General features: G+C 68.1%; 22 protein-coding genes. 12 read left to right on the top strand and 10 right to left on the bottom strand.

Annotation, left to right across the window (positions count from 1 at the left end; genetic code table 11):
• Positions 1 to 14 precede the first annotated feature (14 nt).
• From V8Z74_RS11855 to V8Z74_RS11835, 5 genes are read right to left on the bottom strand one after another with little or no spacing between them, the layout of a single operon-like run.
• Positions 15 to 1,115: a putative FMN-dependent luciferase-like monooxygenase gene (locus tag V8Z74_RS11855; protein ID WP_502879521.1), complete on the bottom strand. Its 1,101-nt coding sequence runs from the start codon at positions 1,113 to 1,115 to the stop codon at positions 15 to 17.
• Positions 1,051 to 2,802, bottom strand: coding sequence for a dipeptide ABC transporter ATP-binding protein (locus V8Z74_RS11850; protein WP_349709408.1), 1,752 nt, complete (start codon positions 2,800 to 2,802; stop codon positions 1,051 to 1,053). Before V8Z74_RS11850 ends, V8Z74_RS11855 begins: the two co-directional genes overlap by 65 nt.
• Positions 2,799 to 3,737: an ABC transporter permease gene (locus V8Z74_RS11845; protein WP_502879517.1), complete on the bottom strand. Its 939-nt coding sequence runs from the start codon at positions 3,735 to 3,737 to the stop codon at positions 2,799 to 2,801. Before V8Z74_RS11845 ends, V8Z74_RS11850 begins: the two co-directional genes overlap by 4 nt.
• 4 nt (positions 3,738 to 3,741) lie before the next feature.
• A complete protein-coding gene (locus V8Z74_RS11840) occupies positions 3,742 to 4,680 on the bottom strand; it encodes an ABC transporter permease (RefSeq protein ID WP_349709407.1) in 939 nt (312 codons plus the stop codon).
• On the bottom strand, positions 4,677 to 6,200 hold the full coding sequence (locus V8Z74_RS11835; protein WP_502879516.1) for a TIGR04028 family ABC transporter substrate-binding protein: 1,524 nt from the start codon (positions 6,198 to 6,200) through the stop codon (positions 4,677 to 4,679). The genes V8Z74_RS11840 and V8Z74_RS11835 overlap by 4 nt, the downstream gene beginning before the upstream one ends.
• Before the next feature lie 391 nt (positions 6,201 to 6,591).
• Between V8Z74_RS11835 and V8Z74_RS11830 the strand changes: the two genes are divergently transcribed.
• From V8Z74_RS11830 to V8Z74_RS11805, 6 genes are all read left to right on the top strand, one after another.
• The gene (locus V8Z74_RS11830; RefSeq protein WP_349709406.1) at positions 6,592 to 7,410 is read left to right on the top strand and encodes a VOC family protein; all 819 of its coding nucleotides are present in this window, start codon (positions 6,592 to 6,594) and stop codon (positions 7,408 to 7,410) included.
• 77 nt (positions 7,411 to 7,487) lie between these two features.
• Positions 7,488 to 8,306 (top strand): MetQ/NlpA family ABC transporter substrate-binding protein, encoded by an 819-nt coding sequence (locus V8Z74_RS11825; RefSeq protein WP_066477394.1) that lies wholly within the window; start codon positions 7,488 to 7,490, stop codon positions 8,304 to 8,306.
• Positions 8,307 to 8,314: 8 nt separating this feature from the next.
• Positions 8,315 to 9,388: a methionine ABC transporter ATP-binding protein gene (locus V8Z74_RS11820; protein ID WP_349709405.1), complete on the top strand. Its 1,074-nt coding sequence runs from the start codon at positions 8,315 to 8,317 to the stop codon at positions 9,386 to 9,388.
• A complete protein-coding gene (locus V8Z74_RS11815; RefSeq protein WP_066477382.1) occupies positions 9,372 to 10,025 on the top strand; it encodes a methionine ABC transporter permease in 654 nt (217 codons plus the stop codon). Before V8Z74_RS11820 ends, V8Z74_RS11815 begins: the two co-directional genes overlap by 17 nt.
• Positions 10,026 to 10,437: 412 nt before the next feature.
• On the top strand, positions 10,438 to 10,842 hold the full coding sequence (locus tag V8Z74_RS11810) for a VOC family protein (protein WP_349709404.1): 405 nt from the start codon (positions 10,438 to 10,440) through the stop codon (positions 10,840 to 10,842).
• Positions 10,839 to 11,774, top strand: a complete 936-nt coding sequence (locus V8Z74_RS11805; protein WP_066477377.1) for a CysB family HTH-type transcriptional regulator — start codon at positions 10,839 to 10,841, stop codon at positions 11,772 to 11,774. Before V8Z74_RS11810 ends, V8Z74_RS11805 begins: the two co-directional genes overlap by 4 nt.
• Positions 11,775 to 11,806: 32 nt before the next feature.
• Here the strand turns inward: V8Z74_RS11805 and V8Z74_RS11800 are convergent, their stop codons facing one another.
• The 4 genes from V8Z74_RS11800 to V8Z74_RS11785 are packed head-to-tail and all read right to left on the bottom strand — an operon-like array spanning position 11,807 to position 15,871.
• Positions 11,807 to 13,003 carry a c-type cytochrome gene (locus V8Z74_RS11800; RefSeq protein ID WP_349709402.1) on the bottom strand — a complete coding sequence of 399 codons (1,197 nt, stop codon included), beginning with the start codon at positions 13,001 to 13,003 and terminating at the stop codon, positions 11,807 to 11,809.
• Positions 13,003 to 13,812 (bottom strand): ABC transporter ATP-binding protein, encoded by an 810-nt coding sequence (locus tag V8Z74_RS11795; protein ID WP_349709401.1) that lies wholly within the window; start codon positions 13,810 to 13,812, stop codon positions 13,003 to 13,005. Before V8Z74_RS11795 ends, V8Z74_RS11800 begins: the two co-directional genes overlap by 1 nt.
• Positions 13,806 to 14,849 carry an ABC transporter permease gene (locus V8Z74_RS11790; RefSeq protein WP_502879515.1) on the bottom strand — a complete coding sequence of 348 codons (1,044 nt, stop codon included), beginning with the start codon at positions 14,847 to 14,849 and terminating at the stop codon, positions 13,806 to 13,808. The genes V8Z74_RS11795 and V8Z74_RS11790 overlap by 7 nt, the downstream gene beginning before the upstream one ends.
• Positions 14,846 to 15,871, bottom strand: a complete 1,026-nt coding sequence (locus tag V8Z74_RS11785; RefSeq protein WP_349709400.1) for an ABC transporter substrate-binding protein — start codon at positions 15,869 to 15,871, stop codon at positions 14,846 to 14,848. The genes V8Z74_RS11790 and V8Z74_RS11785 overlap by 4 nt, the downstream gene beginning before the upstream one ends.
• A gap of 238 nt (positions 15,872 to 16,109) precedes the next feature.
• Between V8Z74_RS11785 and V8Z74_RS11780 the strand changes: the two genes are divergently transcribed.
• The 3 genes from V8Z74_RS11780 to V8Z74_RS11770 are packed head-to-tail and all read left to right on the top strand — an operon-like array spanning position 16,110 to position 19,113.
• Positions 16,110 to 16,685, top strand: a complete 576-nt coding sequence (locus V8Z74_RS11780; protein WP_349709399.1) for an OsmC family protein — start codon at positions 16,110 to 16,112, stop codon at positions 16,683 to 16,685.
• Positions 16,682 to 18,043, top strand: coding sequence for an O-acetylhomoserine aminocarboxypropyltransferase/cysteine synthase family protein (locus V8Z74_RS11775; RefSeq protein ID WP_349709398.1), 1,362 nt, complete (start codon positions 16,682 to 16,684; stop codon positions 18,041 to 18,043). The genes V8Z74_RS11780 and V8Z74_RS11775 overlap by 4 nt, the downstream gene beginning before the upstream one ends.
• Positions 18,040 to 19,113: an isopenicillin N synthase family dioxygenase gene (locus V8Z74_RS11770; RefSeq protein ID WP_349709397.1), complete on the top strand. Its 1,074-nt coding sequence runs from the start codon at positions 18,040 to 18,042 to the stop codon at positions 19,111 to 19,113. Before V8Z74_RS11775 ends, V8Z74_RS11770 begins: the two co-directional genes overlap by 4 nt.
• A gap of 98 nt (positions 19,114 to 19,211) precedes the next feature.
• On the opposite strand, the gene ychF is transcribed toward V8Z74_RS11770, so the two are convergent.
• The gene (gene ychF, locus V8Z74_RS11765; RefSeq protein ID WP_066477339.1) at positions 19,212 to 20,306 is read right to left on the bottom strand and encodes a redox-regulated ATPase YchF; all 1,095 of its coding nucleotides are present in this window, start codon (positions 20,304 to 20,306) and stop codon (positions 19,212 to 19,214) included.
• 654 nt (positions 20,307 to 20,960) lie between these two features.
• Between ychF and V8Z74_RS11760 the strand changes: the two genes are divergently transcribed.
• From V8Z74_RS11760 to V8Z74_RS11750, 3 genes are all read left to right on the top strand, one after another.
• Positions 20,961 to 21,257 carry an H-NS histone family protein gene (locus tag V8Z74_RS11760; RefSeq protein WP_349709396.1) on the top strand — a complete coding sequence of 99 codons (297 nt, stop codon included), beginning with the start codon at positions 20,961 to 20,963 and terminating at the stop codon, positions 21,255 to 21,257.
• Positions 21,258 to 21,279: 22 nt separating this feature from the next.
• A complete protein-coding gene (locus V8Z74_RS11755) occupies positions 21,280 to 23,049 on the top strand; it encodes a methyl-accepting chemotaxis protein (RefSeq protein ID WP_349709395.1) in 1,770 nt (589 codons plus the stop codon).
• Between the two features lie 186 nt (positions 23,050 to 23,235).
• Entirely contained in the window at positions 23,236 to 24,135 is a 900-nt protein-coding gene (locus V8Z74_RS11750) for a GNAT family N-acetyltransferase (protein WP_349709394.1), read from the top strand.
• Positions 24,136 to 24,178: the final 43 nt, after the last annotated feature.

The raw sequence follows: 24,178 nt of genomic DNA, 5'->3' as shown, positions 1-24,178 counted from the left end.
AGGTTGTCCTTTTCTCAGGCTGCGTGCAGCGCGGGTTCGGCGGCTGTGGATGCGCAAGCGGTGCCCGGCGGGCCGGCCCAGCCCAGGGCCGGCGCCACCACCGAGGCGGTCAGCTCCAGCGAGCGCAGGATGGCCTGGTGCGGCGGATCGATGGAATGCACCTGAAAGACCAGGTCCGTAGCGCGCGCCAGTGCCGTATCGGCCTGCAGCGAGGCGATCACGTCGCCGGGCGTGCCCAGGTGCACGTCATAGGCGGCGATCAGCTGCTCCAGCGGCGCCTGCGGATCGACGCGCGCAAACAGGCCCGCGGAGGACGGGCCGGCCAAGGCACCGGCATGGCGCAGGGCCAGGCGGCGCAGCCCGATTTCGGCCCAGTGCAGTGCTTCCTCGCGGCGGTCGGCCACGAACAGCGTGCGCGACCCCAGGATGCGCGGCGCAGCGCCCGGCGGCAGCGCGGCCAGGTAGGCGTCGATGATGGGGTTCTGGATCCCGGAAAGGGAAAGTCCCGGCGCCTGGTCCAGCCGCGGCTGCGTGCGCGAGAGCATCAGCCCCTCGCCGGCCGCACCGGCGCGCCGGGCCCCTTCCACCGAGAACGTGGCCTGCCACAGGCGTTGCAGCAGCTGCGGCGCCTGGGGATAGACGCGCACGCCGCCCGGCAGCACATCGCCGCGCCAGGCCGCGCGCAGCCGCTGCAGATTGCGCCCGAAAACGGCGCCGCGCTCGCCGCCATCCACGCCGAAGGCCTCGAAGGATTCCGCCGTGCCGCCGGTGCCCAGCCCCACTTCCAGCCGCCCGCCCGACAGCAGGTCGAGCACGGCGGCGTCCTCGGCCACGCGGATGGCGTTTTCCATGGTCAGCGTCACCACGCCGGTGCCCAGGCGTATGCGCTGCGTGCGCTGCGCCACATGGGCCAGGAACACCAGGGGCGACGGCAGGCCGCCCTCGTTTTCGTGGAAATGGTGCTGCGCCACCCAGGCGGAGTCGAAGCCCAGGGCTTCGGCATGGGCGATCTGTTCGGTCACCAGGCGATAGCGCTCGCCGGCAGGCGCGTCATCCAGCAAGCGGCTGAAGAAGCCCAGGCGTTTTTTCCGGGGAATTGGGGGGATGGACAAAATCAAGACTCCTTGTGCCGGGGATGGCGGCAATCAGTTCACGGGTGTAATGGCTTTCGGGCTGGGTGAAGACCTGCTCCACCGTGCCCGCCTCCACCACCTGGCCATGCTGCAGCACGGAGACGGTGTGGGCGATCTGGCGCACCACCGACAGGTCGTGCGTCACGAAGACATAGGTCAGCCGCAGCTGCTGCTGCAGCTCTTCCAGCAGGCGCAGGATCTGGGCCTGCACCGTCACGTCCAGCGCCGAGACGGCTTCGTCCAGCACCAGCACCTCGGGCTGCAGCACCAGGGCGCGCGCAATGGCCACGCGCTGGCGCTGGCCGCCGGACAGCGCATGCGGGCGGCGTTGCTGCAGCTCGGGCGCCAGGCCCACGCGGGCCAGGGTCTCTTCCACCCGCCGGCGGCGCTCGGCCGCCGGCAATGCACCGAAGTTGCGCAGCGGCTCCTCGACAATCGCGAAGACCGTCTGGCGCGGGTCCAGCGAGGCAAAGGGGTTTTGATAGACCAGCTGCACCTTGCGGCGGAACCGTCGCAGCGCCTCCCCACGCAGCGCGGTCACGTCCTCGCCCGCGATGCGGATCCGGCCGCCCGTGGGCCGCAGCAGGCCGGCCAGCGCCCGGATGGTCGTGGTCTTGCCCGAGCCCGATTCGCCGACGATGGCATGCGTGCTGCCGCGCCGCACCCGAAAGCCCACGCCGTCCACAGCCTTGAACGGTGCCCGCTGGCCCGGCACGGCGAACTCCTGGCACAGCCCCTGGACCTGCACGGCCCAGTCGGGCTCTCCCGCCTCCTGCGGCAATGGCCGCGGCGGGGCCGCCGACAGCGCCGGCGCATCGGCCAGCAGCTGGCGCGCATAGGCGCTTTGCGGCTGGCGCAACACCTCCAGCGTGTCCCCGGCTTCCTGTACCTGCCCCTGGCGCAGCACCACGATGCGATGGGCCCGATCGGCGGCCACGCCCAGGTCGTGCGTGACCAGCAGCACGGCGGTGCCGGTCTCGCGCCGCAGCGTGTCGATCAGATCCAGGATGCGGCGCTGCACCGTCACGTCCAGCGCGCTCGTGGGCTCGTCGGCAATGATCAGTGCCGGCCGCAGCGCCACGGCCATGGCGATCAGCACGCGCTGCTTCATGCCGCCCGACAGCTCGTGCGGATACTGACGCACGCGCAGCTCGGGCCGCGTCAGCCCCACCTTGCGCAGCAGCTCCACCACCTGACGCTCGATGGCTGCGCGGTCCCTGCAGCCATGCAGCTGCAGCACCTCGGCCACCTGGGCGCCGATGGTGCGCACCGGGTTCAGCGATGCCGTCGGATCCTGCGGCACCAGGCTCACCACGCGGCCGCGCAGGCCGCGCCATTGCGACTCGCCGGCATGGGTCACATCCTCGCCCAGCAGGCGTATGCGGCCCCCCACCACCTGGCCGTTGGCCGGCAGCAGGCCGATGGTCGCCTGCGAAGTGGTCGATTTGCCGGAGCCCGATTCCCCCACCAGAGCCACCACCTCGCCGGGATGCACCGCCAGCGAGACGCCGTGCACCACGCGGCGCAGCCGGCCGTCTTCGCGGTAGGCGATCTGCAGATCGTCGATCTCCAGCACCGCGCCGCCCGCAGGCGCTGCGGACGCGCACGCAGCCGGCCCCGCCCCTGCCGCGCGCAGCAGGCGCTGCCGCCATTGCTGCCAGGCGTTCATGACGGTGCCCCCGTCAGCGCCACGCCGATACGGTTGGCCGCCAGCACCACGGCCACCACCACCAGCCCGGGCACCGTGGTCAGCCACCAGGCGGTGGCCAGGTAGTTGCGCCCTTCCGCGATCAGCAGCCCCCATTCCGGAGTGGGCGGCGGTGCGCCGTAGCCGAGGAAGCCCAGCGTGGCAATGGCCAGGATGGCCGTGCCGAACTGCAGCGCCGCCAGCGCCACCACCGATGTCAGCGAATTGGGCAGCACATGGCGCCACAGCACGGCGCCGAAGCGCCCGCCGCTGCCGAAGGCCGCTTCCACGTACTCCGTGCGGCGCACACGCACGACTTCGGAACGCACCAGCCGGGCAAAGCCGGCCACCGATGCCACGCCCACGGCAATGGCCGCGTTCACCGTGCCGAAGCCCAGCACGATGATGATGGTCAGCGACAGCAGCAGCGCAGGTACGGCCAGCAGCACGTCCACCAGGCGCATCAGCGCATCGTCGAGGCGGCCTCCGGCCGCGCCTGCGAGCAGACCCAGCGCGGTGCCGCCAAACAGGCCCACGCCCACGGCGACCAGGGCCCCGGACAACGAGTGCACCGCGCCATGAACCACGCGGGCCCAGACATCGCGGCCCAGCGCATCGGTGCCCAGCCAATGGCCTGCGCCGGGGGCGCGCAGCTGCTGGCCGGCCAGGCCCGCCAGCGGATCCTGGCCGGCAAACCAGCCCGGCACCAGCGCCCACAGCAGCACCAGGACCAGCACGCTCCAGGCCAGCCACAGCCCCGGCGGCATGCGTACAACACGCCGCAGAACGGATGGCAGCCGCCATGGTTTTTTGGAAATCTGCTGGGCCGCAGCAGCCGGCTGCACCCCGGCCCGCGGCAACGGGGTGGCTGGCGGCCGCTGCAGCGCCAGCCCTTTCTTTTGCGTCAGTGCATTCATGGTTTCAGCTTCCCGCCGCATGGGCAAGCCGCGGATCCAGCCAGGGATAGAGCAGGTCCACGATCAGGTTGATGGTCACAAAGGCCGTGGCGGACACCATCACCACCGCCTGCAGCACGGCCGTGTCCTGGTTGCCCACGGCCTGCTGGGTCAGACTGCCCAGGCCGTTGAGGCCGAAGACCGCCTCGGTCACCACGGCACCGGCCAGCAGCTCGCCGAACAGCATCCCGCCCATGGTCAGCACGGGCAGGACCGCGTTGCGCGCCGCATGCCGCAGCAGCACGTGCAGCTGCGACGCGCCCTTGGCCCGCGCCACGGCCACATAGGGCTGGGCCAGCGCGGCGTCCAGGTTGCGCATCAGGATCTGCGCCAGCGGCGCGGAGATGGGTATGGCCAGCGTCAGCGTCGGCAGGATCAGCCCCTGCCAGGGTCCCGGATTGATGACCGGCACCCAGCCCAGGCGAAAGGACACCCACTGGATCAGCATGATGCCCAGCCAGAACACCGGAATCGAGGCGAAAAGCGGGGGCAGCGACTGCAGCAGCGCGCGCACGGGCCGCCACCGCACCAGGCTGGCCAGCAGCGCCAGCCCCACGGCCAGCAGCAGCGCGGCCGCCAACCCCAGCGATGCCAGGCGCAGCGTGGGCGGAAGATTGGTGGCCAGGCCCTGGCTGACCGGCACGCCGGCCTGCAGCGAGTAGCCGAAATGCCCGGACAGGAACTGCCCCAGCGTGTGCAGGTACTGGCGCCAGACCGGCTGGTCGGCGCCGTAGGCCGCCTGGATCTCGGCGATCTGCTCCGGCCCCAGGCCCAGGTCGGGGTTGAGGAACTTGATCAGCACCGCATCGCCGGGCATGAGCTGCAGCAGCACGAACGATGCCGAGAAGGCCGCCCACAGCACCAGCAGGGCCTGGCCGGTGCGCCGCAACAGATAGGCAGTCATCGCTTGGCCAGCCAGGTGGCGTAGAAGCTGGGCCGGCCCACGGCCTCGAAGCCCACATCCCTGACCCAGGGGGCGCCCGCGAAGGCCTGCGGCTCCTCGAAGATCGGAATCACGTAGGCCTGCTCGATCAGGTAGCGCTGCACGTCCCCCGTGAGCTGCAAGCGCCTGGCCGCGTCGGTCTCGGCGGCAATCGCATCCAGCAGGCCGTTGAGCCTGGCATCCACGAAGCTGTTGACCTTCTGGCTGACGCCGCCCTTTTGCAGCAGCACATTGCGGTTGGTGGGGTAGTAGTTGCTCTTGATCACGTCCGGGTCGGCGCGGCCCACCATGTTCGGCGCCACCGGCGTCCGGGCGGGGTCCAGGCTGTCCAGCGTTCTGCTGCCCGCATCGCCGGCCAGCACATTGAGCTTGACGCCCAGCCTGCTCCACTGCTGGGCCACCAGCTGCAGCGTTTCCTTGTTCTGCGGCTGCGGCAGGGATTCGTAAGCCGTCAGCACCAGCTCCTGGCCGTCCTTCTGGCGCAGTCCGCCGGCCCCCAGGGTCCAGCCGGCCTCGTCCAGCAGGCGGCGGGACAGCTCGGGATCGAATTTGAGCTCGGACGACAGGTCCACATAGCCGGCCGCCGACCTGGCCACCACCGATGTCGCCTGCGGATAGTGGGCCGAGAACAGGGTCTGCACCACCTCGGCCGCATTCGTGCCGTGCAGCAGCGCCTTGCGCACGCGCACATCGGCCACGAGCGGATTGTCGGGGCGGAAAGCGATGCTGTTGTTCACGCCGCGCGTGGACGGCGCATAGATCCGCAAGCCCTGGTCCTGCACGCGCTTTTCGTCATAGGCCTGGACCTGGCGGATCAGGCCGGCCTGTCCGGCCAGCAGGGCGCCGATGCGCACGCTGTCTTCGGGCGTGACCACGAAGCGGATGCTGTCCAGCCGCGCCCGGCCCTGGTGCGCATGCCTGGCCGGGCCCCAGTTGTAGTCGGCGCGGGCCTTGAGCAGCAGCTCCTTGCCCAGGGTTTCGCTGGCCACCACAAACGGACCGGAGCCGATGATGCGCGTGGCGTCGCCCAGCTCCTCGAACGGCCGGGCCAGCGTGGCCAGCGACACCAGTCCCGAACCGATGACCGACGTGCCCTGCAGAAAGCCCGGCGACGGCTTGCTGAAGTAGAACTTCACCGTCAGCGGGTCCAGGACTTCGCTGCGCTCATAGTTGTTGATGACCTCCGAGACCGGCAGTTTCAAGGCCTTGTTGCCCAGGCCGTAGGTATCGAAATTGCGGGCCACGGCGGTAGCGTCCAGCGGCGTGCCGTCCGAGAAGCTGACCCCGGGACGCAGCTTGAAGGTGAATTCCGTGGCATTGCCGTTGATGCTCCAGGACTCGGCGATCCAGGGCTGGATTTCCAGCGTCTGCGGATCCTGGTAGGTCAGCTTGTCCGTGATCTGGTTGAGCACGCCGCCATTGGGATAGAAGCCCCCGGCGGGCGGATACAGGCTGGTATGCGCCTGCTGCTCCAGGTACACCAGCTCTCCCCCCCTGCGCCGCCCCTGCCTGCTGCGTGCCTGCCTTGCCCGCGCCCTGCGGCGAGCAGCCCGCCAGCCAGACACCCGCGGCCATTGCAGCCAGCCACCGCCAGCCGTTGTTTCTTCTGCTTTGCTTTTGCACTAGATCATCCACCCTTCATGCCGTCGAGGCGCTGTAACGCAGGAACCGGAAAAGCTCTCCGGATGGCTTGCATGCTAGGAAGGCCGCCCTCTTTCCCGAACTGCTGTTTTCGCACTTGGATATGCAGCCAGCAGATATGCCCGCCCCCGGCGCATCCGGCACAAAACGCATAAGCAAAGCCGCATCCGGCATTTGCCCTGCGTGGGCCGCGGCACCAGCATGGCGCTTTCACACACAGGAGAAAGCCTCATGCCATTGCCTCTGGACCACATCGTGATCGCCGTGCACGACCTGCAGCAAGCCATCGCCGACTACCGCAGCCTGGGCTTCACGGTGACGCCCGGCGGAGACCATCCGGGGCGGGCCACCCACAATGCGCTGGTGGTGTTCCAGGACGGCTCCTACTTCGAGCTGATCGCCTGGAAAGCCCCCGAAGAAGTCCACCCCTGGTGGTCCAAGCTGGCCCGTTTCGGCCCGGGCATCGTGGATTTCGCGCTGCTGCCTTCCTCCACCCCCCAGGTCGTGGCGCAGGCACTGTCGCGCGGCCTGGCCTACCAGCCGCCCGTCGACGGCGGCCGGCTGCGCCCCGACGGCGTGGAACTGCGATGGCAGAACGCACGGCCCGCCACGCCGGACCTGCCCTTTCTGTGCGGCGACGTGACGCCGCGCGCCCTGCGCGTGCCCGAGGGCCGCGTGCGCGAACATGCCAATGGCGTGCAGGGCGTGGCCCATCTGCGCATTGCCGTGCACGATGTCGCCGCGACGCTTGCGCGCTACCGCGCGCTGCTGGACCTGCAGGATGACGCGGTTGCCGGCAACGGCAGCGCCAGCGCCAGCCTGCCGCTGGGCAGCACCTGGCTGAAGCTGGAGAGTGCCAGCGCCAGCCGCGCCGCTGCCGCCCGCCTGGCGCAGCAGGGCGAGGGCCCGTTCGCCATCGGCCTGTACACCACGCAGGCCGGCCCGCTGGGCGCCATCACGCAGGGCGACACGCACGGCGCCTCCATCGCGCTGCTGCCGCAGGGTGATGCCACCCCGCAGGCCACTCATACCCAAAGCGTATTTGCTTAGCCGCAAAGCTTCGTTGCCACGCCCCGCCCTGGCTTCCGATACTGCGGCATCCCACAACAGAAGACCGGATTTCCACCATGAACAAGCGCGACTTTCTCCGAACCTCCGCCGCCTTCCTGCTTCCCGCGGCGGGCACCGCAAGCGGGCCTGCATCGGCCGCGGCACCTTCGCTGATCCGCGTGGGAGTGCGCGGCGGCGTGGACGAAGAGATCTGGGAAGTGGTCACCAAGGTGGCCCGGGAGCGCGGCCTCAGCGTCAAGCCCGTGGTGCTCAGCGGCTCCGTCAGCCCCAACGAGGGCGTGCACAACGGCGACCTCGAGGCCAACTCCTTCCAGCACACCCCCTTCCTGCGCGACCAGAACCAGCAGCGTGGCTACCAGCTGGTCTCCGCGGGCGATACCTACATCTCGCCCATCGCCTTCTATTCCCGGAAGTTCAAGCGCCTGGCCGATCTGCCGGCCGGCGCGCGCGTGGGCATACCCAACGATCCCAGCAACCAGACCCGCGCCCTGGTGGTGCTGCGCGACCAGGGCGTGCTGGATCTCAAGCCCGGCTTCGATCCCTTCACCGGCACGGCATCGCTGGCCGACGTGACGGCACTGCGCCAGAAGGTGGAACTGGTGGAAGTGGCCTCGGTGGTGCTGGCCCGTTCGCTGGACGACCTGGCGGCCGCCGCCATCGTCAACAGCTTTGCCTACCAGGCGGGACTGATCGCCACGCGCGACGGCATCGCCGTGGAAAAGCGCGAGCGCAATCCCTACGTCAACATCATTGCCATACGCTCCAGGGACAAGGATGCGCCGTGGGCCCGGCAACTGGTCGCTGCCTACCAGTCCGAGCCGGTGCGCCAGTTCATCCAGCAAAAGTACCAGGGCTCGGTGATCCCCGCGTTCTGAGCTGCGGCATGACCACGCTTCCTCCCGCGGTGCAGCTCGCACCGCATATCGTGTTCGACGGCGTGGGCAAGGCCTATGCCGGCCCCGGCGGACCGGTGCAGGCCCTGTCGGCCGTGGATTTCGACATCCGCCATGGCGAGGTGTTCGGCATCATCGGCCGCAGCGGCGCCGGCAAGTCCACGCTGCTGCGCACCATCAATGCGCTGGAAATCCCGTCCGAAGGCCGGGTACGGATCCACGGCGTGGATCCCGCACGGCTGGACGAGGATGGCCTGGTCGCGCTGCGCCGGCGCATCGGCATGATCTTCCAGCACTTCAACCTGCTGTCGGCCAAGACCGTGCATGAGAACGTGGCCCTGCCGCTGCGCGTGGCCGGCGAGCGTCCGGCCGTCATCAAGGCCCGCGTGGACGAGCTGCTGGCGCTGGTCGGCCTGGCCGACAGGGGCGGCGCCTATCCTGCCCAGCTGTCGGGCGGACAGAAGCAGCGCGTGGGCATTGCGCGTGCGCTGGTGCATGGCCCCGAGGTGCTGCTGTGCGACGAAGCCACCAGCGCCCTGGATCCCGAGACCACCGAGTCCATCCTTGCCTTGCTGCGCGACATCAACCGCCAGCTCCGGCTGACCGTGGTGCTGATCACCCACGACATGGCGGTGATCCGCGCCATCTGCGACCGCGTGCTGGTGCTGGACCAGGGGCAGGTGCAGGAGGTGGGGGAGGTCTGGCGCGTCTTCGGCGCTCCGCAAGCCGCAGCCACCCAGGCCCTGCTGCAGCCGCTGCAGCAGGGCCTGCCGCCCGACCTTGCACAACGGCTGCAGCCCACGCCGGCCTGCGCAGCGGACCGCGCCGTGCTCGGCCTGCGCTTTGCCGGCAGCCGGCGGCCCCAGGGCCTGCCGCTGCAGGCCCTGGCGGCCCTGGGCCCGCAGGCGACGCTGCTGCACGGCGGCCTGGATCGGCTGCATGGCCACTCGCTGGGGCAGTTGCTGGTCGCGGCACCGGCCGCCGGCCTGCCTTCACTCGATGCATTGCGCCAGTCCACCGGCGCCGACCAACTGGAGCTGCTGGGCTATGTCCGCGCCGATTGACAAGTACCTCCAGGCCTTGGCCGAGACCCTGCTGATGGTGGCCTCTTCCTCGGTGATCGCCATCGGCCTCGGGCTGGCGCTGGCCATCGTGCTCACCGTCACCGGGCCGCGCGGCCTGTATGCGCTGCCGCGTTTCCACAAGGGGCTGTCGGTCGCGGTGAACGTCTTCCGTGCCATCCCCTTCATCATCCTGCTCGTGGCCCTGCTGCCGGTCACGCGCGGCATCGTCGGCACCACGCTGGGCACCTGGGCCGCAGTGGTGCCGCTGTCGGCCAACCTGATCCCGTTCTATGCCCGCATCGCCCAGGTCAGCCTCAACGAGGTGGATTCCGGGCTGGTGGAAGCCGCGCGCGCCATGGGCTGCAAGCGCTGGCACATCGTGCGGCACGTGCTGCTGCCCGAGGCCCTGCCCGGCATCATCGGCGGCATGACGGTCAGCGTGATCGCCATGGTCAATGCCTCGGCCATGGCCGGCGCCGTGGGCGCGGGCGGCCTGGGCGACCTGGCCATACGCTATGGCTACGAACGCTACGAGACCCGGGTGATGTTCGAGGTCATCGTGATCCTCGTGGCGCTGGTGTCCGTGGTCCAGTTCGCCGGCGAGTCGCTGGCGCGCAAGGCCGATCACCGGCGCTGAAACCCGGCCCCAGGCCGACGGGCGCACGCCGGCCAATGACATCCAGAAGAGCTTTCTTCGCTTGGCGGTCAAGCGAAGAAAGCTCTTTTTTTCATAGCAAAAAGCAAGGTACCGCCCTCCAAATATGTTTAAGTAATTTTGAAGTAAAAAAACATTAATTGTTTTTATAAACAGGCTTTTCTATAGTGGCTGCCCAATAGAACCTTCCAAGGCAATGCCTGATGAGTGCCACCCGCCCGCACCTGCACCCTCGCACCGGACTGCACTGTCCCCGGCCGTGAAACCTTCGCGGCCTGCGGCCCAGCCCTGCGCTCCCGCAGGAGCAGGCTGAAGCCGCCGCCCCAGGCCTTCGCCCCCCGGCCACAGATACGGCAGGGCATGTGCTTTCCTGCCGCAACAGGCATGCAGTCCCATGAACATCACATCCGTCCACCATATCCATTTCAATTTCCATCCCCGGTCACGGGAGGAAATCCGCTTCTTCTACGCCACCGTGCTCGGAGCCCATGAGCGGCATGCACCGGAGAAAAAACAGCTGCTGCAGTTCGAGATGGGCCACCAGCTGCTGTGCTTCACGCCGGATGTCGGCCCGCACGGGCGCGGTCCCACCCAGCATGTGGCCTTCAACATCGAAGGCATCGGCGACCTCAGGAACCGCCTGGCCGCATTCGATCTGAGCTTCATCGAGAGCCACCCCGAGGCTGCGCAGGCGCAGCAGATCTACATCAAGGACCCGGCAGGCAATCAGCTGGAGTTCCTGGAGCGGCAAGGCCGGCCGCAGGCCGACGCGGCGGCGGGCGACGGAGCCCGGCCATGAACTTCCAGCAACTGCGTTCCATCCGCGAAGCCGCGCGCAACAACTACAACCTGACCGAGGTTGCCGCCGTTCTCTTCACCTCCCAGCCCGCCATCAGCCGCCAGATCCGTGAACTGGAGGAAGAGCTCGGCGTGGAGATTTTCACGCGCGCGGGCAAACGTCTCACCGGGCTGACGCCGCCCGGCAAGACGCTGCTGCCCATCATCGACCGGCTGCTGCTGGAGGCCGGCAATCTCAAGAACGCGGGCAAGGACTTCAAGGAAAAGGACACGGGCGTCTTCTACGTGGCGGCCACGCATTCCCAGGCCCGCTACGCACTGCCTGCCGTGGTGCGGGACTTCCGCAAGGTCTACCCGGGCGTGACATTGCATCTGCGCCAGGGCTCGCCGCAGCAGATTGCCGAAATGCTGCTGGCCGGGGAAGCCGACATCGGCGTGGCGACCGAGGCCCTGGCCAACTACGAGCAGCTGCTGACCCTGCCCGGCTACCGCTGGTCGCACAGCGTGATCGTGCCTCCCGGGCATCCGCTGCTGCTGCAGGCAAGGCCTATCTCCCTGGAAGACCTGGCCGGCCATCCCATCATCACCTACGAGCATGGATTCACGGGCCGCGCGCATATCGACGAAGCCTTTGCACGCGAAGGCCTGGCTCCCGAAATCGTTCTGACGGCCATGGATGCGGACGTGATCAAGACCTATGTGGAGCTGGGCATGGGCATAGGCATCGTGGCCTCCATCGCCTTCGACGCCGAACGCGACCGCCTGCTGCGCGCCATCGACGCGCGCCACCTGTTCGAGATCAATCTCACGCGCATTGCCGTGCGCCGCGGCATCTGGCTGCGCGACTACGCCTGCCACTTCATCGAGAGCTTCGTCCCGACGCTGACACCGGAAGTGGTACGCCAGAAGCTCAACGAAGGGCGCGAAGGCTGAAGCCGTGTACCGGGACCGCGCGCCGCAGGGCATCAGCGCAGGCCATGTACCCGCCCGCCCTTGACATAGCGCACCGGCTCCAGGTCCATGCGCCGCAGGATGCGGGTCAGACCGTCTTCGGCCACCGGCACCGCAGGGGTCGCCGGCGCTTGTGTGTCTTGTGCGCTGCGGCACAGCAGGTCCTCGTCATTCCAGTTGCCCACGGCACGGCTGTTGCGCGCCCTCAGCCAGCCGTCCTTGTCGGCCAGCAGCTGCACATCGCGCATCGCGGCATCGCCGTTCACTAGGCCCAGGGCCTGCTGCGCCACCGAGCCCGAGACGACGATGCAATCCACTTGTTCGGGAAGCGCCGGCAGCGGTCCGGCAGGCGGCAGCCACAGCGTCACCATGCGCGGATCGGGCGGCAGCTGACGGGCATCGGCCAGACTGACCAGCCGCAGGCGCTGCCCCCGCCAGTCCCGTACCCGCGTCTTGTCGGGGCGGTGGCAGCGCAGCGGCATGTCCGGCAGGGCAACCGGCTGGGCCCAGTTGCCGGTAGCATTCAGCAGCCGGCCCGCGGCCTGGGCACGCAGAAAATGCAGCAGCTCCCAGCTCTGCGCCACCGACAGCTGGCCGGCAACGCCGGCCATGGTCGGGCGCCCCTGGCCGTTCCGCACGCCATGGCGCACCGCCTGCAGCAGCTCGCCGTCCGCACGGCGCCAGAGCAGCGGGCCGATGAAGCTGGGCGGCCACACGGGCTGGGCCGACGCCTCCGGCCCCTGGCCGTCACCCGCCGCACCATGGCACTGCAGGCACAGGCGGCGGTATTGCGCAGCACCGCGGACGATGGCCGCGTCGGTGAACGGCAAGGGATTGCGGTGAAAACTCGAAGGCCCGGCCTGCACCAGCACCACCTGGCGTGAAGGCCAGGGTGCCAGCACGACGGCAGCCAGCGCCATCCCCAGCAGGCACAGGCTCCGGCGGCGCCTGCGCCGCCACAGCATTGCGAGAGCCAGCAGGACCAGCGCCGCAGCGATGGCACCCAGGCTCCAGGCCAGCTGGCGTGCCTGGGCCTGGTCCACCAGCAGGTATTCGCCGGCCAGGCGCTGCGTCCACGGCCAGGCCGGCTGCCCATCGACATCCCCCGTCCAGCCCAGGCCGTGCAGCAGCTGCAGCAGGCCCACCTGCCCGCGATGGATTGCTTCCAGCAGCCAGATCAGCCAGGGGGCATCCGCTACGCGCTCGGGCATCAGGCCACGTCATCCAGTCCGAGATGGTGCAGCGCCTGCTGGCGCAGCTCGACAAAGCGCGGCTGCGTGCGATGGCGCGGATGGGGCAAGTCCACGGCCAGCTCCGCCACCGTGCGCGCCGGACGCTGCGAGAACACCACCACGCGGTCGGCCAGGAACAGCGCCTCTTCCACATCGTGCGTGACCAGCAGCACCGAGAAGCCGGTGCGCTGCCACAGCCTGAGCAGCTCGCCCTGCATGGACAGCCGGGTCAGCGAATCGAGCTTGCCCAGCGGTTCGTCCAGTATCAGCAGCTGCGGCTCGTTGACCAGCGCGCGCGCCAGGGCCACGCGCTGGGCCATGCCGCCCGAGAGCTGGTGCGGATAGCTGGCCGCGAATTCGGACAGCCCCACCAGCGCCAGCGCTTCGTCGATGCGCGCATGCTGGTCCCTGGGCACCTTGCGGGCCTGCAGGCCCAAAGCCACGTTGTCGCGCACCGTGCGCCAGGGGAACAGGGTCGGGTCCTGGAAGACCACGATGCGCGAGGGATCGGGCCGCTCGATGGGCCGGCCGTCCTGCGTGACCCGGCCACTGGCCGGCGGCTCCAGCCCCGCCACCAGGCGCAGCAGCGTGGACTTGCCGCAGCCGCTGGGCCCCAGCAGCGCCACGAACTCGCCGGGCCTCACCTGCAGGCCGACATGGTCCAGCACCGGCAGGCTGGCCCCGCCGGGCTGGGCAAAATGGTGCGACACATCGGCGATGTCGATGCGCGCGCCGGCAGTGCCGCCGGCCTGTGCAGGCCGCCGAAGCTCGTTTGCAGCGCTCACCATTTCACGGTTCCTTTCTGCCAGCCCAGCAGCCGGTCGCGCACGGCGAACAGCAGGGTGATCAGGCCCGAGCACAGCACCGCCATCACCAGCAGGGCGCCATACATGTTGGCGTAGGCGGCCCAGCCCTGGGCCCATTGCAGATACCAGCCCAATCCCGCCTTCACGCCCATCATCTCGGCCGTGATCAGCACGGAGAACGAAGCGCCCAGCCCCATGAACAGGCCCACGAAGACCTGGGGCAGCGCGGCAGGAATGGCCACGCGCAGCACCAGAAACCATTCCGACGCCCCGAGGGTGCGGGCCACGTCGTAATAGCTCTTGCTGACGTTGGCCACGCCGGACCAGGTCAGCACGGCCACCGGGAAGAAGGTGGCCAGCGCGATCAGGAACACGGCCGCGCTGTGGCTGCTGGGCGCAAAGAAGAAAGCCAGCGGCAGCAGCGCCGATGCCGGCACCGGCCCCAGAAAGCGCAGCAGCGGATGCACCCAGTAGCCGGCCACGCGCGACCAGCCCACCCATACGCCGGTGACAAAACCCACCGCGCTGCCGATCACGATGCCCTGCAGCAGCAGGCGCAGCGAGTAGGCCACCGAAATGCCGAGCCGGGCCGTGTCGTCCAGGTAGACCTCCAGCAGGCTTTGCGGCGGTGCGAAGAACGGCGGGGGCAGCAGGCCCAGCTTGGCCGTTGCCACCTCCCACACGGCCAGCAGCACGGGCGCCGCGATCAGCCAGGCGCCTGCCGGACGCAGCCAGCGCAAAACCCGCCCGGCCCGCCCTCCCGCCAGGGCCAACGCCGCCAACAGCACCGCGACGGCGGCCGTGAGCGCGGCAAATTCCGTGGTGTAGGCCCAGTCGCTGAAGCCGATTTCCTTGTTCGGCCACAGCCAGGTCAGCACGCCCAGCAGCAGCCAGGCCAGCGCCGCGGCCAGGCCCTGGCGCCACGGGCCTGTGCGAACCAACGCGGCAGGCGGCTGCACACGCGCCTGGGCAAGGGCCGGGGCCGCCCCCCGCTCCGCCATGGCTTGTACGCTGCTCATGACAGCACATCCTGCGTGATGTGGCGCGCAAAGCGTGCCGGGTCGGTGCTCTTTTTCAGAATGCCCGCAGAGCGGAAGTCGCTGACGAAGTCGCGCACCTCGTCATGCAGGCGGCCGCCGTGCGGATGGTGCTTGTAGGTGAGCTCGGCGATCAGGCGCTGCAGGTCCGGCACTTCGAACTTGGGCGTGTAGCGGGCAAAGATCCGGGCCGCCTCGTTCGGGTTCTCGGCCACATAGTCCGAGGCCTGGGCCAGCGCGCGCACCACGCCCGCCGCGCTCTTGCGGTCGTCGCGCACGAACTTGGCGCTGGCTCCCAGCACGCAGCAGATCTTCTCGGCATATTCGCCCGTGGCGCTGTTGCCCAGTTCGGTGAACACGCCGGGGTTGCGCTTTTCGATCAGATAGAGGTTGGGATCGCCGTCGGCAATGGCGTGGATCTCGCCCTTCTTCACCGCCACATCCAGCAGATCCGCCGGATAGACGCGCCACTCCACATCCTTGTCGATGTTCAGGCCCTTTCTGGCCAGGTGGATGCCGTAGAACTGCTTGGCCGGGCTGTTCAGGTCGGACACGCCGATCACCTTGCCCTTGAGCGTCCTCACGTCCTGCGTCACGCCGGCGGCGTTGACCCCCACCAGACGCAGGCAGCCGCCGTGCACGCTGCCCACGATCTTCACATCCAGCCCCGCCTCCAGCGGCTTGACCCAGCGGTGGATCAGCCCCACGCCGACCTCGGCCTTGCCGGTGGCCAGCGCCTCCAGCAGCTGGTCGGCGGAGCCGCCCCAGTTCAGCACCTCCACCTGCAGGCCGTTCTTCTCGAAGAAGCCGCGCTCCAGCGCAATCGGCACGGGCACCTGGCAGAAGCTGGCCTGGCTCCAGGCCAGGGTGATCTTGCGCGGCTGCGAGCGCACGGCCAGCGGCAGCAGGCCTGCCACGCCCACGGAACCCGCCGCCGTCGCGGCCCCCAGGAAATGGCGCCGCGTCCAGGGCGCACGCTGCGCAATGGGCAAAAACTCATCCATGTCGTCCCTCCGGAAGTCAGTGAAAGTGCCTGCACCATAGGTCCGCGGTCCGCACTTCGCCAACGAAGGAATCCGTGTATCGATATGCAGAAATCGGGCAACCGGTCCCGGAGGCTGTCGCCTGCGAAAAACGCATATGAAAAGCGCATATGAAAAGCGCATATGCAAGCTCGAAAAGCTTCGTAGCCGGCACCGCGGGCTTGGCCGACCATGGCGCCATTCCCACCGGAGAAACACCATGAGCCTGAACGACTACCTGCACCACAAGCGCCACGCCGTCCTGGGGCGCCAGCAACGCATTGCCGAAGGCCGTGCCGAGGCCGCCTCGCTGCACGCCCATGTCACCGCCGAGGGGCGCAGCGGCATCCGCCGCCTGCGCATCCGCGAGCACCAGGTGATCAGCGACAGTCCCTACGACTTCGCCGGCTTCAACCTGGGACCCTCCTCGCCCGAGCTGCAGCTGGGCGTGCTGGGCACCTGCGTCACCCACATCTTCGAGATCCAGGCGGCACTGCTGCAGGTACCGCTGGACAGCGTGGAAGTCGACGTGCGCGGCACCATAGACCCGCGCGGCGGCCATCCCGGCCACGAGTCCACGCCCATCTGGCCGCATGACATCCGCTACGAAGTACGGGTCGCGTCCAGCGCATCGGATGCGCAGCTCGAAGAGCTGTTCGCCGCCGTGGAAAAGAATTGCCCCATCCTGAACCTGCTGCGCAACCCGCAGCATATCGTCGGCACCCTGGTGCGCGCCACGCCGGCAGCCCCGGCGAAGGCTGCCGCTGCCGAACCCAGGCAAGCGCTTGCCGCATGAGCCAGGCACCCGCTTTCGGCCGCAATGCCGCCTGGCGGCCCGACACCATCGTGCTCCACGCGGGCTACGACGGCTTGCAGCACCAGCGCAGTGCTGCGATTCCCATCTACCAGACCACATCCTTCCTGTTCGAGGATGCCCAGCACGGCGCGGAGCTGTTCGACCTGGTGCAGGAAGGGCCGGTGTACGCACGCACGGGCAATCCCACGCAGGCCGTGCTGGAGCAACGCATCGCCCAGCTGGAAGGCGGAGCCGCCGCGCTGGCCGTGGCGTCCGGCATGGCAGCCATCGACATCACGCTGGCCACGCTGGCCCAGTCGGGCGACCATGTGATCCTGGCCTCGGCCCTGTATGGCGGTACCCACAACCTGGCGGTGCACGTGCTGCAAGGCCGCGGCATTGCCAGCACCGTGGTGGCGCGCGGCGACAGCGATGCCCTGCGCGCGGCCATCACAGAGCGCACCAAGGCCGTGTTCCTGGAGTCCGTCGCCAATCCCTCGGGGGAGGTGGCCGACATTGCCGCGGTTGCCGCGCTGGCCCATGCCCACGGCATCGCGGTGGTGGTGGACAACACCAGCGCCACGCCTCTGCTCGTCCGCCCCCTGGAGCACGGCGCCGACGTGGTGGTGCACTCGGCGACCAAATACATAGGCGGACATGGCTGCGTCATCGGCGGACTGATCGTGGACGGCGGCCGCTTCGACTGGAATGCGCAGGCCCGGCGCTACCCCCAACTCACGCGCCCGGATCCGGCCTTCCACCATGTGGTGTTCACCGAACGCTACCCCGAGGCGGCGCTGCTGGCACGTGCGCGCACCGTCATGCTGCGCAATGCGGGCGCCACGCTGGCTGCCCACTCGGCCTTTTTGCTGCTGCAGGGGCTGGAGACGCTGGCGCTGCGCATGGAGCGCATCAGCAGCAACACCCGGGCCGTGCTGGATTTCCTGCAGGCGCAGCCCCAGGTGGCACGCGTTTTCCATGCCACCGCTGCCGGGCAGGCGGAGCGCGAACTGGCCCGCCGCTACCTGCGCGGCGGGCTGGTCCCCGGCCTGCTGTCCTTCGAACTGCATGGCGGAAGGACTGCGGCGCGGCAGTTCTACGACGCACTGCAGCTGTTCCAGCGCCTGGTCAACATCGGGGACAGCAAATCGCTGGCAGCCATACCGGCCGAAACCACCCACCACCTGCTCAGCGATGCGGAGCTGGCGCGCGTGGGCATTGCGCCGGGCCTGGTGCGCCTGTCCATCGGCATAGAGCATCCCGACGACCTGCTGGCCGACCTGCGGCAGGCCCTGGAGCATGCCGCCGCCAGCAGCCCATCCCCCTTCCCTGCCGACAGACTTGAGGAGCCTGCATGAGCACCGCCGCACACGCCATTTTCCCTGCGCCTCCCATCGGGCATGCAGCGCCGTCCAGCGCACTGCGGGACGCGCTGCCGGTCATCGACCTTGCGGCACTGGGCGACGCCACGCGCCACACCCCGCTTCATACGCGGCTGGCCCACATCGCGCGCGACATCGGCTTTTTCTACCTGGAAGGGCACGGCATAGACACCGCGCAGATCGAGCGGCTGCAGGCCATCTCCCGCCGCTTCTTCGAGCTGCCGCCGCAGGCCAAAGAGCGCATCGCCATCCGCAATTCCCGGCATTTCCGCGGCTATACCGGCGTGGGCGGGGAAATCACCCGCCTGCGACCCGACCTGCGCGAGCAGATCGACTTCGGCGAGGAACTGCCTGCCATCGACGAGAGCCCCGATACACCGGCCTGGTGGGGGCTGCAAGGGCCCAACCAGTGGCCCGGGGAGCTTCCCGAACTACAGCGCGAAATCCTGGCCTGGCAGGAAGCTGCGCGCCAGGTGGCCAAGCGCCTGCTGCAAGCCTTTCTGGTGGCGCTGGAGCAGCCGGCCACGGCACTGGATGCCCTGGTTGCACCGCCGCACAACAACCGCCTGAAGATCATCCACTACCCCAGCCAGGAGCATGGGTGCCCCGACCAGGGCGTGGGCGCCCACAAGGACGGCGGCCTGCTGACCCTGCTGCTGCAGGACAAGGTGGGCGGACTGCAGGTGCTAACCCCGCAGGGCTGGCTGGACGTGCCGCCCCGCGAGAATGCCTTTGTCGTGAACATCGGGGAGATGCTGGAGCTGGCCACCAACGGCTATCTGCGCGCCAACGAGCACCGGGTGGTCTCGCCGCGCTCGGGAGCCAGCCGCTACTCCATCGCCTATTTCTTCTCGCCCAGCCTGCATGCGCAGGAAGTTCCCCTGCTGGACCTGCCCCCGCACCTGGCCCGGCTGGCGCGCGGCCCCGAAAGCGATCCCCACAATCCGCTGTTCACCCACATCGGCACCAATGCGCTGAAGGGAAGGCTGCGCTCCCATCTGGACGTGGCGCAGCGCTACTACCCGGCCCTGGCTCCGAGGCGATAGTCGCCCCGACTTTGCGCAAAAAAAAGCACCAGGGGCACTAACCGCCCTGGTGCTTTCCCGTTCCAGGCGGCGCGCGAAGCGCCAGCCCACCATGCAACTCAGACGTTGAACAGGAAGTTCATCACGTCGCCGTCCTTGACCACGTATTCCTTGCCTTCGGCGCGCATCTTGCCGGCATCCTTGGCTCCCTGCTCGCCCTTGTAGGCGATGAAATCCTCGAAGGCAATGGTCTGGGCACGGATGAAGCCACGCTCGAAGTCGCCATGGATGACGCCGGCCGCCTGCGGCGCGGTGTCGCCGACCTTGATGGTCCAGGCGCGCACTTCCTTCACGCCGGCGGTGAAATAGGTCTGCAGGCCCAGCAACTTGAAGCCGGCGCGGATCAGGCGGTTCAGGCCCGGCTCCTCCAGGCCCAACTCCTGCAGGAACATGTCGCGGTCCTCGTCCTCCATCTCGGCCATTTCGGCCTCGATCTTGGCGCAGATGGCGACCACGGGCGCGCCCTGGGCGGCCGCGTATTCCTTGAGCTTGTCCAGCAGCGGGTTGTTCTCGAAACCGTCCTCGGACACATTGCCCACGAACATGGCGGGCTTGGCCGTGATCAGGCAGAACTGCTTGAGCAGCGGCGCATCTTCCTTGCTCACCGGCACGGTGCGCGCAGGCTTGCCTTCGTTCAGGGCCGCCTGGATGGGCGTGAGCAGCGACACCAGCTTGGCGGCTTCCTTGTCGTTGCCCGACTTGGCGGCCTTGCTGTAGCGCTGCAATGCCTTCTCCACCGTGGCCAGGTCGGCCAGGCACAGCTCGGTCTGGATGACTTCGATGTCGGAGATCGGATCGACCCGGCCGGCCACGTGGATCACGTTCGGATCCTCGAAGCAGCGCACCACGTTGACGATGGCGTCGGTCTCGCGGATATGCGCCAGGAACTGGTTGCCCAGGCCCTCGCCCTTGGAGGCGCCGGCCACCAGGCCGGCGATGTCCACGAACTCGACGATGGCGGGCACGATGCGCTCGGGCGAGATGATCTCGGCCAACTGGTTCAGACGGGGATCGGGCACTTCCACCACGCCGGTGTTCGGCTCGATGGTGCAGAAGGGATAGTTCTCGGCCGCAATGCCGGCCTTGGTCAGCGCGTTGAAGAGAGTGGACTTGCCCACATTGGGCAGACCCACGATGCCGCATTTGAGGCTCATGAATATTCCTTAAAAAAGCAACGCGCTGGCGCACCCTGCACCGGCTTGGTGCGGAGTCCGGATCGCATTGCGTAGAGATGTTGTCTGGAAGATGGAGGTGGCCCAGAAATGCCCTGTTTCTGCAGGGATTTGTGCTGGTTCGGCCACTGGAATCTCCGCCGATTGTAATGAGCGGCGAATCTCTGCTGGCGCGCAGGTTCTCCCGCGGCTGCCATGCCGGATCGTTATCCACGGGTGCAGCCAGCGGACTGGCGCATCCCCCCTGTGGCCAGCTTTCAACAGGCAGAGCCGCACACCCGCCTGCCACGCAGCCCCGGCGCTGCCATCCGGCCTCCCAGGAAGGCATCCGGCCCCTGCTGCCAGTCAGAGGCTTGCAATGCAAGGCCCCCGCACCCGACGGCTGACCACCTTGCTGAGGCGTAATTGTGTCAATTTGTATATTTTTGTTAAGAAATGTTTAAGATTTCAGTCTGAAGATGTCTTCCACGAAATGCACGCCATCGCGCCAGCGCCTTGCGGCAGGCCGGCAGCGTCCGTTTGCAAGCGTCTTCGAAGCGACTGCTGGTTATCGACGCGGGCTGCGACCGGGGGCAAGGCACCGACTGCGCCGCGCATTCCATCAGCCCGTTCAGAGGATTCAAAGAAGGAATCAAGATGAAGACACACACTGCCTCCTACCAGGAACTGCTCGCACAACGCGCAGCTTTGGAACAGCAGATTGCCAGCGCCCGGCAAGCCGAGGTGGCCGAGGCCTTGCAAAGCATCCGGGCCCTGGTCGAGGCGTTCGGCCTCACCCCGCAGGATGTGTTCCCTCCGGCAACGCGCCAGCGCAGGACTGCGTCGGTAGCGCCCAAGTACCGCGATCCGGCCACAGGCAGTACCTGGACCGGCCGCGGCAAGCCGCCCGCCTGGATCAGGGACAGGGACCGCACGCAGTTTGCAATCGGATGAACGCCAGCCTTCGGAAAACAAGATGAAAACCAATTACGAGATGAATGGCTGGACCCTGGCCCGCAAGCTGAGTGCGTCTTTCGGGACCCTGCTGCTGCTGTGCCTGCTGCTCGGCGCACTGGGGCTATGGCAGATGAGCCGCATCAACGCCGCCACCGTGGAAATCGCCGAAAACTGGCTGCCCAGCGTGGAAACGCTGGCTGAGATCCGCGCCTATGCCAACCAGTTGCGCCGCGCCGAATCCGACCACATCCTGTCGGCCGACAAAGCGGAGATGGACGAGGTGGACAAGCGCATCCACGACCTGCACAACAAGCTGGCCGATTTTGAGCGGCGCTATGTGCCGCTGATCAGTTCGCCCGAGGAACAGGCTCTCTGGAACGATGTGCAAAAGCAGAAGGCAGCCTACCTTCTCACGCAGGAAAAGCTGCAGTCCCTGTCGCGCCAGGGCGAGGCGGCCCTCCAGGAAACCACCACGTACTACCGAGGGCCTTCGCGCAAGGCCTTCACCGCCTATCTCGACGCGATCGTGAAAAGCACCGAACTGAACGCAAGAGGGTCCGAGGATTCCAAGCGCCAGGCAGCGGCCAGCTTTGCCAGCGCGCGTGCGCAGTCGCTGCTGCTGGTCGGCCTGGCCATGGCGCTGGGCGTCGTGCTGGCCGTGCTGATCATGCGGGGCGTGCAGCGCTCCATCGGCGGCGACCCTGCAGTGGCGGCCCGTGCGGTCAGCCGCGTTGCCGAAGGCGACCTGTCCGGCCGCATCGCGATTGCTCCGGGCGACCGGCACAGCCTGATGGCGGCGCTGCACCGCATGCAGGCCAGCCTGACCGAAGTGGTCGCCAATGTACGGTCCAACTCCGAGAGCGTGGCCTCGGCCAGCACCCAGATCGCGCAAAGCAATCAGGACCTCAGTCAGCGCACCGAGGAGCAGGCCAGCGCCCTGCAGCAGACAGCCGCCACTATGGAGCAGCTCAACACCACCGTGCGCCACAACACCGACAGCGCCAAACAGGCCAATCAGCTGGCCCAGGGTGCTTCGGTCGTGGCTGCTCGGGGCGGTGAAGTGGTCGGCAAGGTGGTCAGCACCATGCAGGACATCAGCGACAGCAGCCGCAAGATCGGGGACATCATCGGCGTCATTGACGGCATCGCTTTCCAGACCAACATCCTCGCGCTCAACGCTGCGGTGGAAGCGGCCCGCGCCGGCGAGCAAGGCCGGGGCTTTGCGGTCGTGGCCGGCGAAGTGCGCACGCTGGCCCAGCGCAGCGCAGAGGCGGCCAAGGAGATCAAGGCATTGATCGAACGCAGCGTGGAGCAGGTCGACCAAGGCTCGGCGCTGGTCGACCAGGCAGGCAGGACCATGGGTGAGATCGTGGGCTCCATCCAGCGCGTCAGCGACATCGTGGCGGAAATCACTTCCGCGAGCATCGAACAAAGCGCGGGTATCTCGCAGGTGGGCGACGCCGTCACCCAGATGGACCAAGTGACGCAACAGAACGCTGCGCTGGTGGAAGAAAGTGCCGCCGCGGCTGCCAACCTGAAGAGCCAGGCACAGCAACTGGTGGACGCCGTTGCGGTATTCAAGCTCTCGGACGCCGGCCAGGCCGGTGCACCCCGCGCAATGCCGGCGCCGGCCAAGGCACCGGCCCGAGCACCTCGCGCATCGCTGGTGCCCGGGCATGCGCCAGCCCAGGCAGGTAAAGCGGGGGCCTCTGGCCCCGCAGCAGCCCCTGCCCTGCTCAAGGCACAGGATCGCGCCAAGGCCGAGGAAGAAGACTGGGCAGTCTTCTGAAGCCAGGGGCCAGGTGCAACGCCGCTTGAAGACGGTGAATCGCCCCGTGCCCTGTCCCGTTCAGGGGCAATCTGCCTGAACGGGGGGCCGACCTTGGGCCGAAGGCGCTTGTCCGGAATCGGTACTTGGCGAGCATCTTGCGCAGGCTTATGCTGTGGATCCAGGCATCGCCACAGAGGAGGTCCCATGTCCCTCGTTGTCCGACCTGCAAGCCTGCAGGAACTGGCGCATGCCGAAGAACTGGTGGCGCGCAGCATCAACGATCTGACCGTGCGCCACGGCTTCGGTGCCATTGCCACTTCGCGGGCACCGGACTTTCAGGCGTTGTGTCTTCGGGACGACCCACGCGGCGCATGGCTGGCCGAGGATGAGCAAGGGCTGGCGGGCTTTGCCCTGAGCTGGGTCTGTGGCCGCCTCTGGTTTCTTGCAGAGCTTTTCGTGGCCCCGGGCCGGCAGGGCCAGGGAATCGGCAACCGCCTGCTGGGCCGCACGCTGGAGCATGCGAACCAGGCGGGAGCAACCGACAAAAGCCTGATCACCTTCGCCTTCAATACCGTTTCGCAAGGGCTGTATGTACGCCACGGCCTGCTGCCGCGCCTGCCCATCCATTTGTGCAGCATCGAGCGCGAATTGCTGGCGCTTCACGCGCCCCGGCCAGCGCTCGGTGTAGCGCCGATCCACGCGACAGCAGCCGACCTGGAGACGCTGCGAAGGCTCGACATGGCGGCACTGGGGATTTCACGCGAGAAGCACCACCGGTATCTGCTCGGCGATCCCGCGGTCCAAGGCATTTTTCTGGAGGATGCAGGCGAGCGCAGCGGCTACGCCTACATCGCGGCAACAGGCCACATAGGCCCTCTGGCCGTCATGCATGCGCATGCCATGCCCGCAGCCTTCGCAACAGCATTGGCCATGGCAGCTGCCGGAGATTCCAGGCAGGTTTCCGCCTTCGTTCCGGGAACCAGTTCAGCGCTGACCCTTGCGGCCAGCCAGGGCATGCGCTTTGCCCTTCCCATGGTGCTGATGTCCTCGCACCGCCACGGGGACTGGGCAAGCTATCTGCCCCGCAATCCGGGCTTCATGTAAGGCCGCGGTGTTGCAGGCGCCGGCGGCGGAATCGCGCTCAGCG

Origin of the sequence: Comamonas sp. w2-DMI (assembly GCF_040187735.1) — a bacterium.
In the GTDB taxonomy this organism is placed as follows: Bacteria; Pseudomonadota; Gammaproteobacteria; order Burkholderiales; family Burkholderiaceae_C; genus Comamonas; species Comamonas terrae.
This window is presented reverse-complemented; position numbering and strand designations above follow the sequence as displayed.

What these genes read in the sequence shown, in the direction of transcription:
- V8Z74_RS11850 (WP_349709408.1), bottom strand. Translation starts at nt 2,802, where the DNA reads ATGAACGCCTGGCAGCAATGGCGGCAGCGCCTGCTGCGCGCGGCAGGG.
- V8Z74_RS11845 (WP_502879517.1), bottom strand. Translation starts at nt 3,737, where the DNA reads ATGAATGCACTGACGCAAAAGAAAGGGCTGGCGCTGCAGCGGCCGCCA.
- V8Z74_RS11840 (WP_349709407.1), bottom strand. Translation starts at nt 4,680, where the DNA reads ATGACTGCCTATCTGTTGCGGCGCACCGGCCAGGCCCTGCTGGTGCTG.
- V8Z74_RS11830 (WP_349709406.1), top strand. Translation starts at nt 6,592, where the DNA reads ATGCCATTGCCTCTGGACCACATCGTGATCGCCGTGCACGACCTGCAG.
- V8Z74_RS11825 (WP_066477394.1), top strand. Translation starts at nt 7,488, where the DNA reads ATGAACAAGCGCGACTTTCTCCGAACCTCCGCCGCCTTCCTGCTTCCC.
- V8Z74_RS11820 (WP_349709405.1), top strand. Translation starts at nt 8,315, where the DNA reads ATGACCACGCTTCCTCCCGCGGTGCAGCTCGCACCGCATATCGTGTTC.
- V8Z74_RS11815 (WP_066477382.1), top strand. Translation starts at nt 9,372, where the DNA reads ATGTCCGCGCCGATTGACAAGTACCTCCAGGCCTTGGCCGAGACCCTG.
- V8Z74_RS11810 (WP_349709404.1), top strand. Translation starts at nt 10,438, where the DNA reads ATGAACATCACATCCGTCCACCATATCCATTTCAATTTCCATCCCCGG.
- V8Z74_RS11805 (WP_066477377.1), top strand. Translation starts at nt 10,839, where the DNA reads ATGAACTTCCAGCAACTGCGTTCCATCCGCGAAGCCGCGCGCAACAAC.
- V8Z74_RS11800 (WP_349709402.1), bottom strand. Translation starts at nt 13,003, where the DNA reads ATGCCCGAGCGCGTAGCGGATGCCCCCTGGCTGATCTGGCTGCTGGAA.
- V8Z74_RS11795 (WP_349709401.1), bottom strand. Translation starts at nt 13,812, where the DNA reads ATGGTGAGCGCTGCAAACGAGCTTCGGCGGCCTGCACAGGCCGGCGGC.
- V8Z74_RS11790 (WP_502879515.1), bottom strand. Translation starts at nt 14,849, where the DNA reads ATGAGCAGCGTACAAGCCATGGCGGAGCGGGGGGCGGCCCCGGCCCTT.
- V8Z74_RS11785 (WP_349709400.1), bottom strand. Translation starts at nt 15,871, where the DNA reads ATGGATGAGTTTTTGCCCATTGCGCAGCGTGCGCCCTGGACGCGGCGC.
- V8Z74_RS11780 (WP_349709399.1), top strand. Translation starts at nt 16,110, where the DNA reads ATGAGCCTGAACGACTACCTGCACCACAAGCGCCACGCCGTCCTGGGG.
- V8Z74_RS11775 (WP_349709398.1), top strand. Translation starts at nt 16,682, where the DNA reads ATGAGCCAGGCACCCGCTTTCGGCCGCAATGCCGCCTGGCGGCCCGAC.
- V8Z74_RS11770 (WP_349709397.1), top strand. Translation starts at nt 18,040, where the DNA reads ATGAGCACCGCCGCACACGCCATTTTCCCTGCGCCTCCCATCGGGCAT.
- ychF (WP_066477339.1), bottom strand. Translation starts at nt 20,306, where the DNA reads ATGAGCCTCAAATGCGGCATCGTGGGTCTGCCCAATGTGGGCAAGTCC.
- V8Z74_RS11760 (WP_349709396.1), top strand. Translation starts at nt 20,961, where the DNA reads ATGAAGACACACACTGCCTCCTACCAGGAACTGCTCGCACAACGCGCA.
- V8Z74_RS11755 (WP_349709395.1), top strand. Translation starts at nt 21,280, where the DNA reads ATGAAAACCAATTACGAGATGAATGGCTGGACCCTGGCCCGCAAGCTG.
- V8Z74_RS11750 (WP_349709394.1), top strand. Translation starts at nt 23,236, where the DNA reads ATGTCCCTCGTTGTCCGACCTGCAAGCCTGCAGGAACTGGCGCATGCC.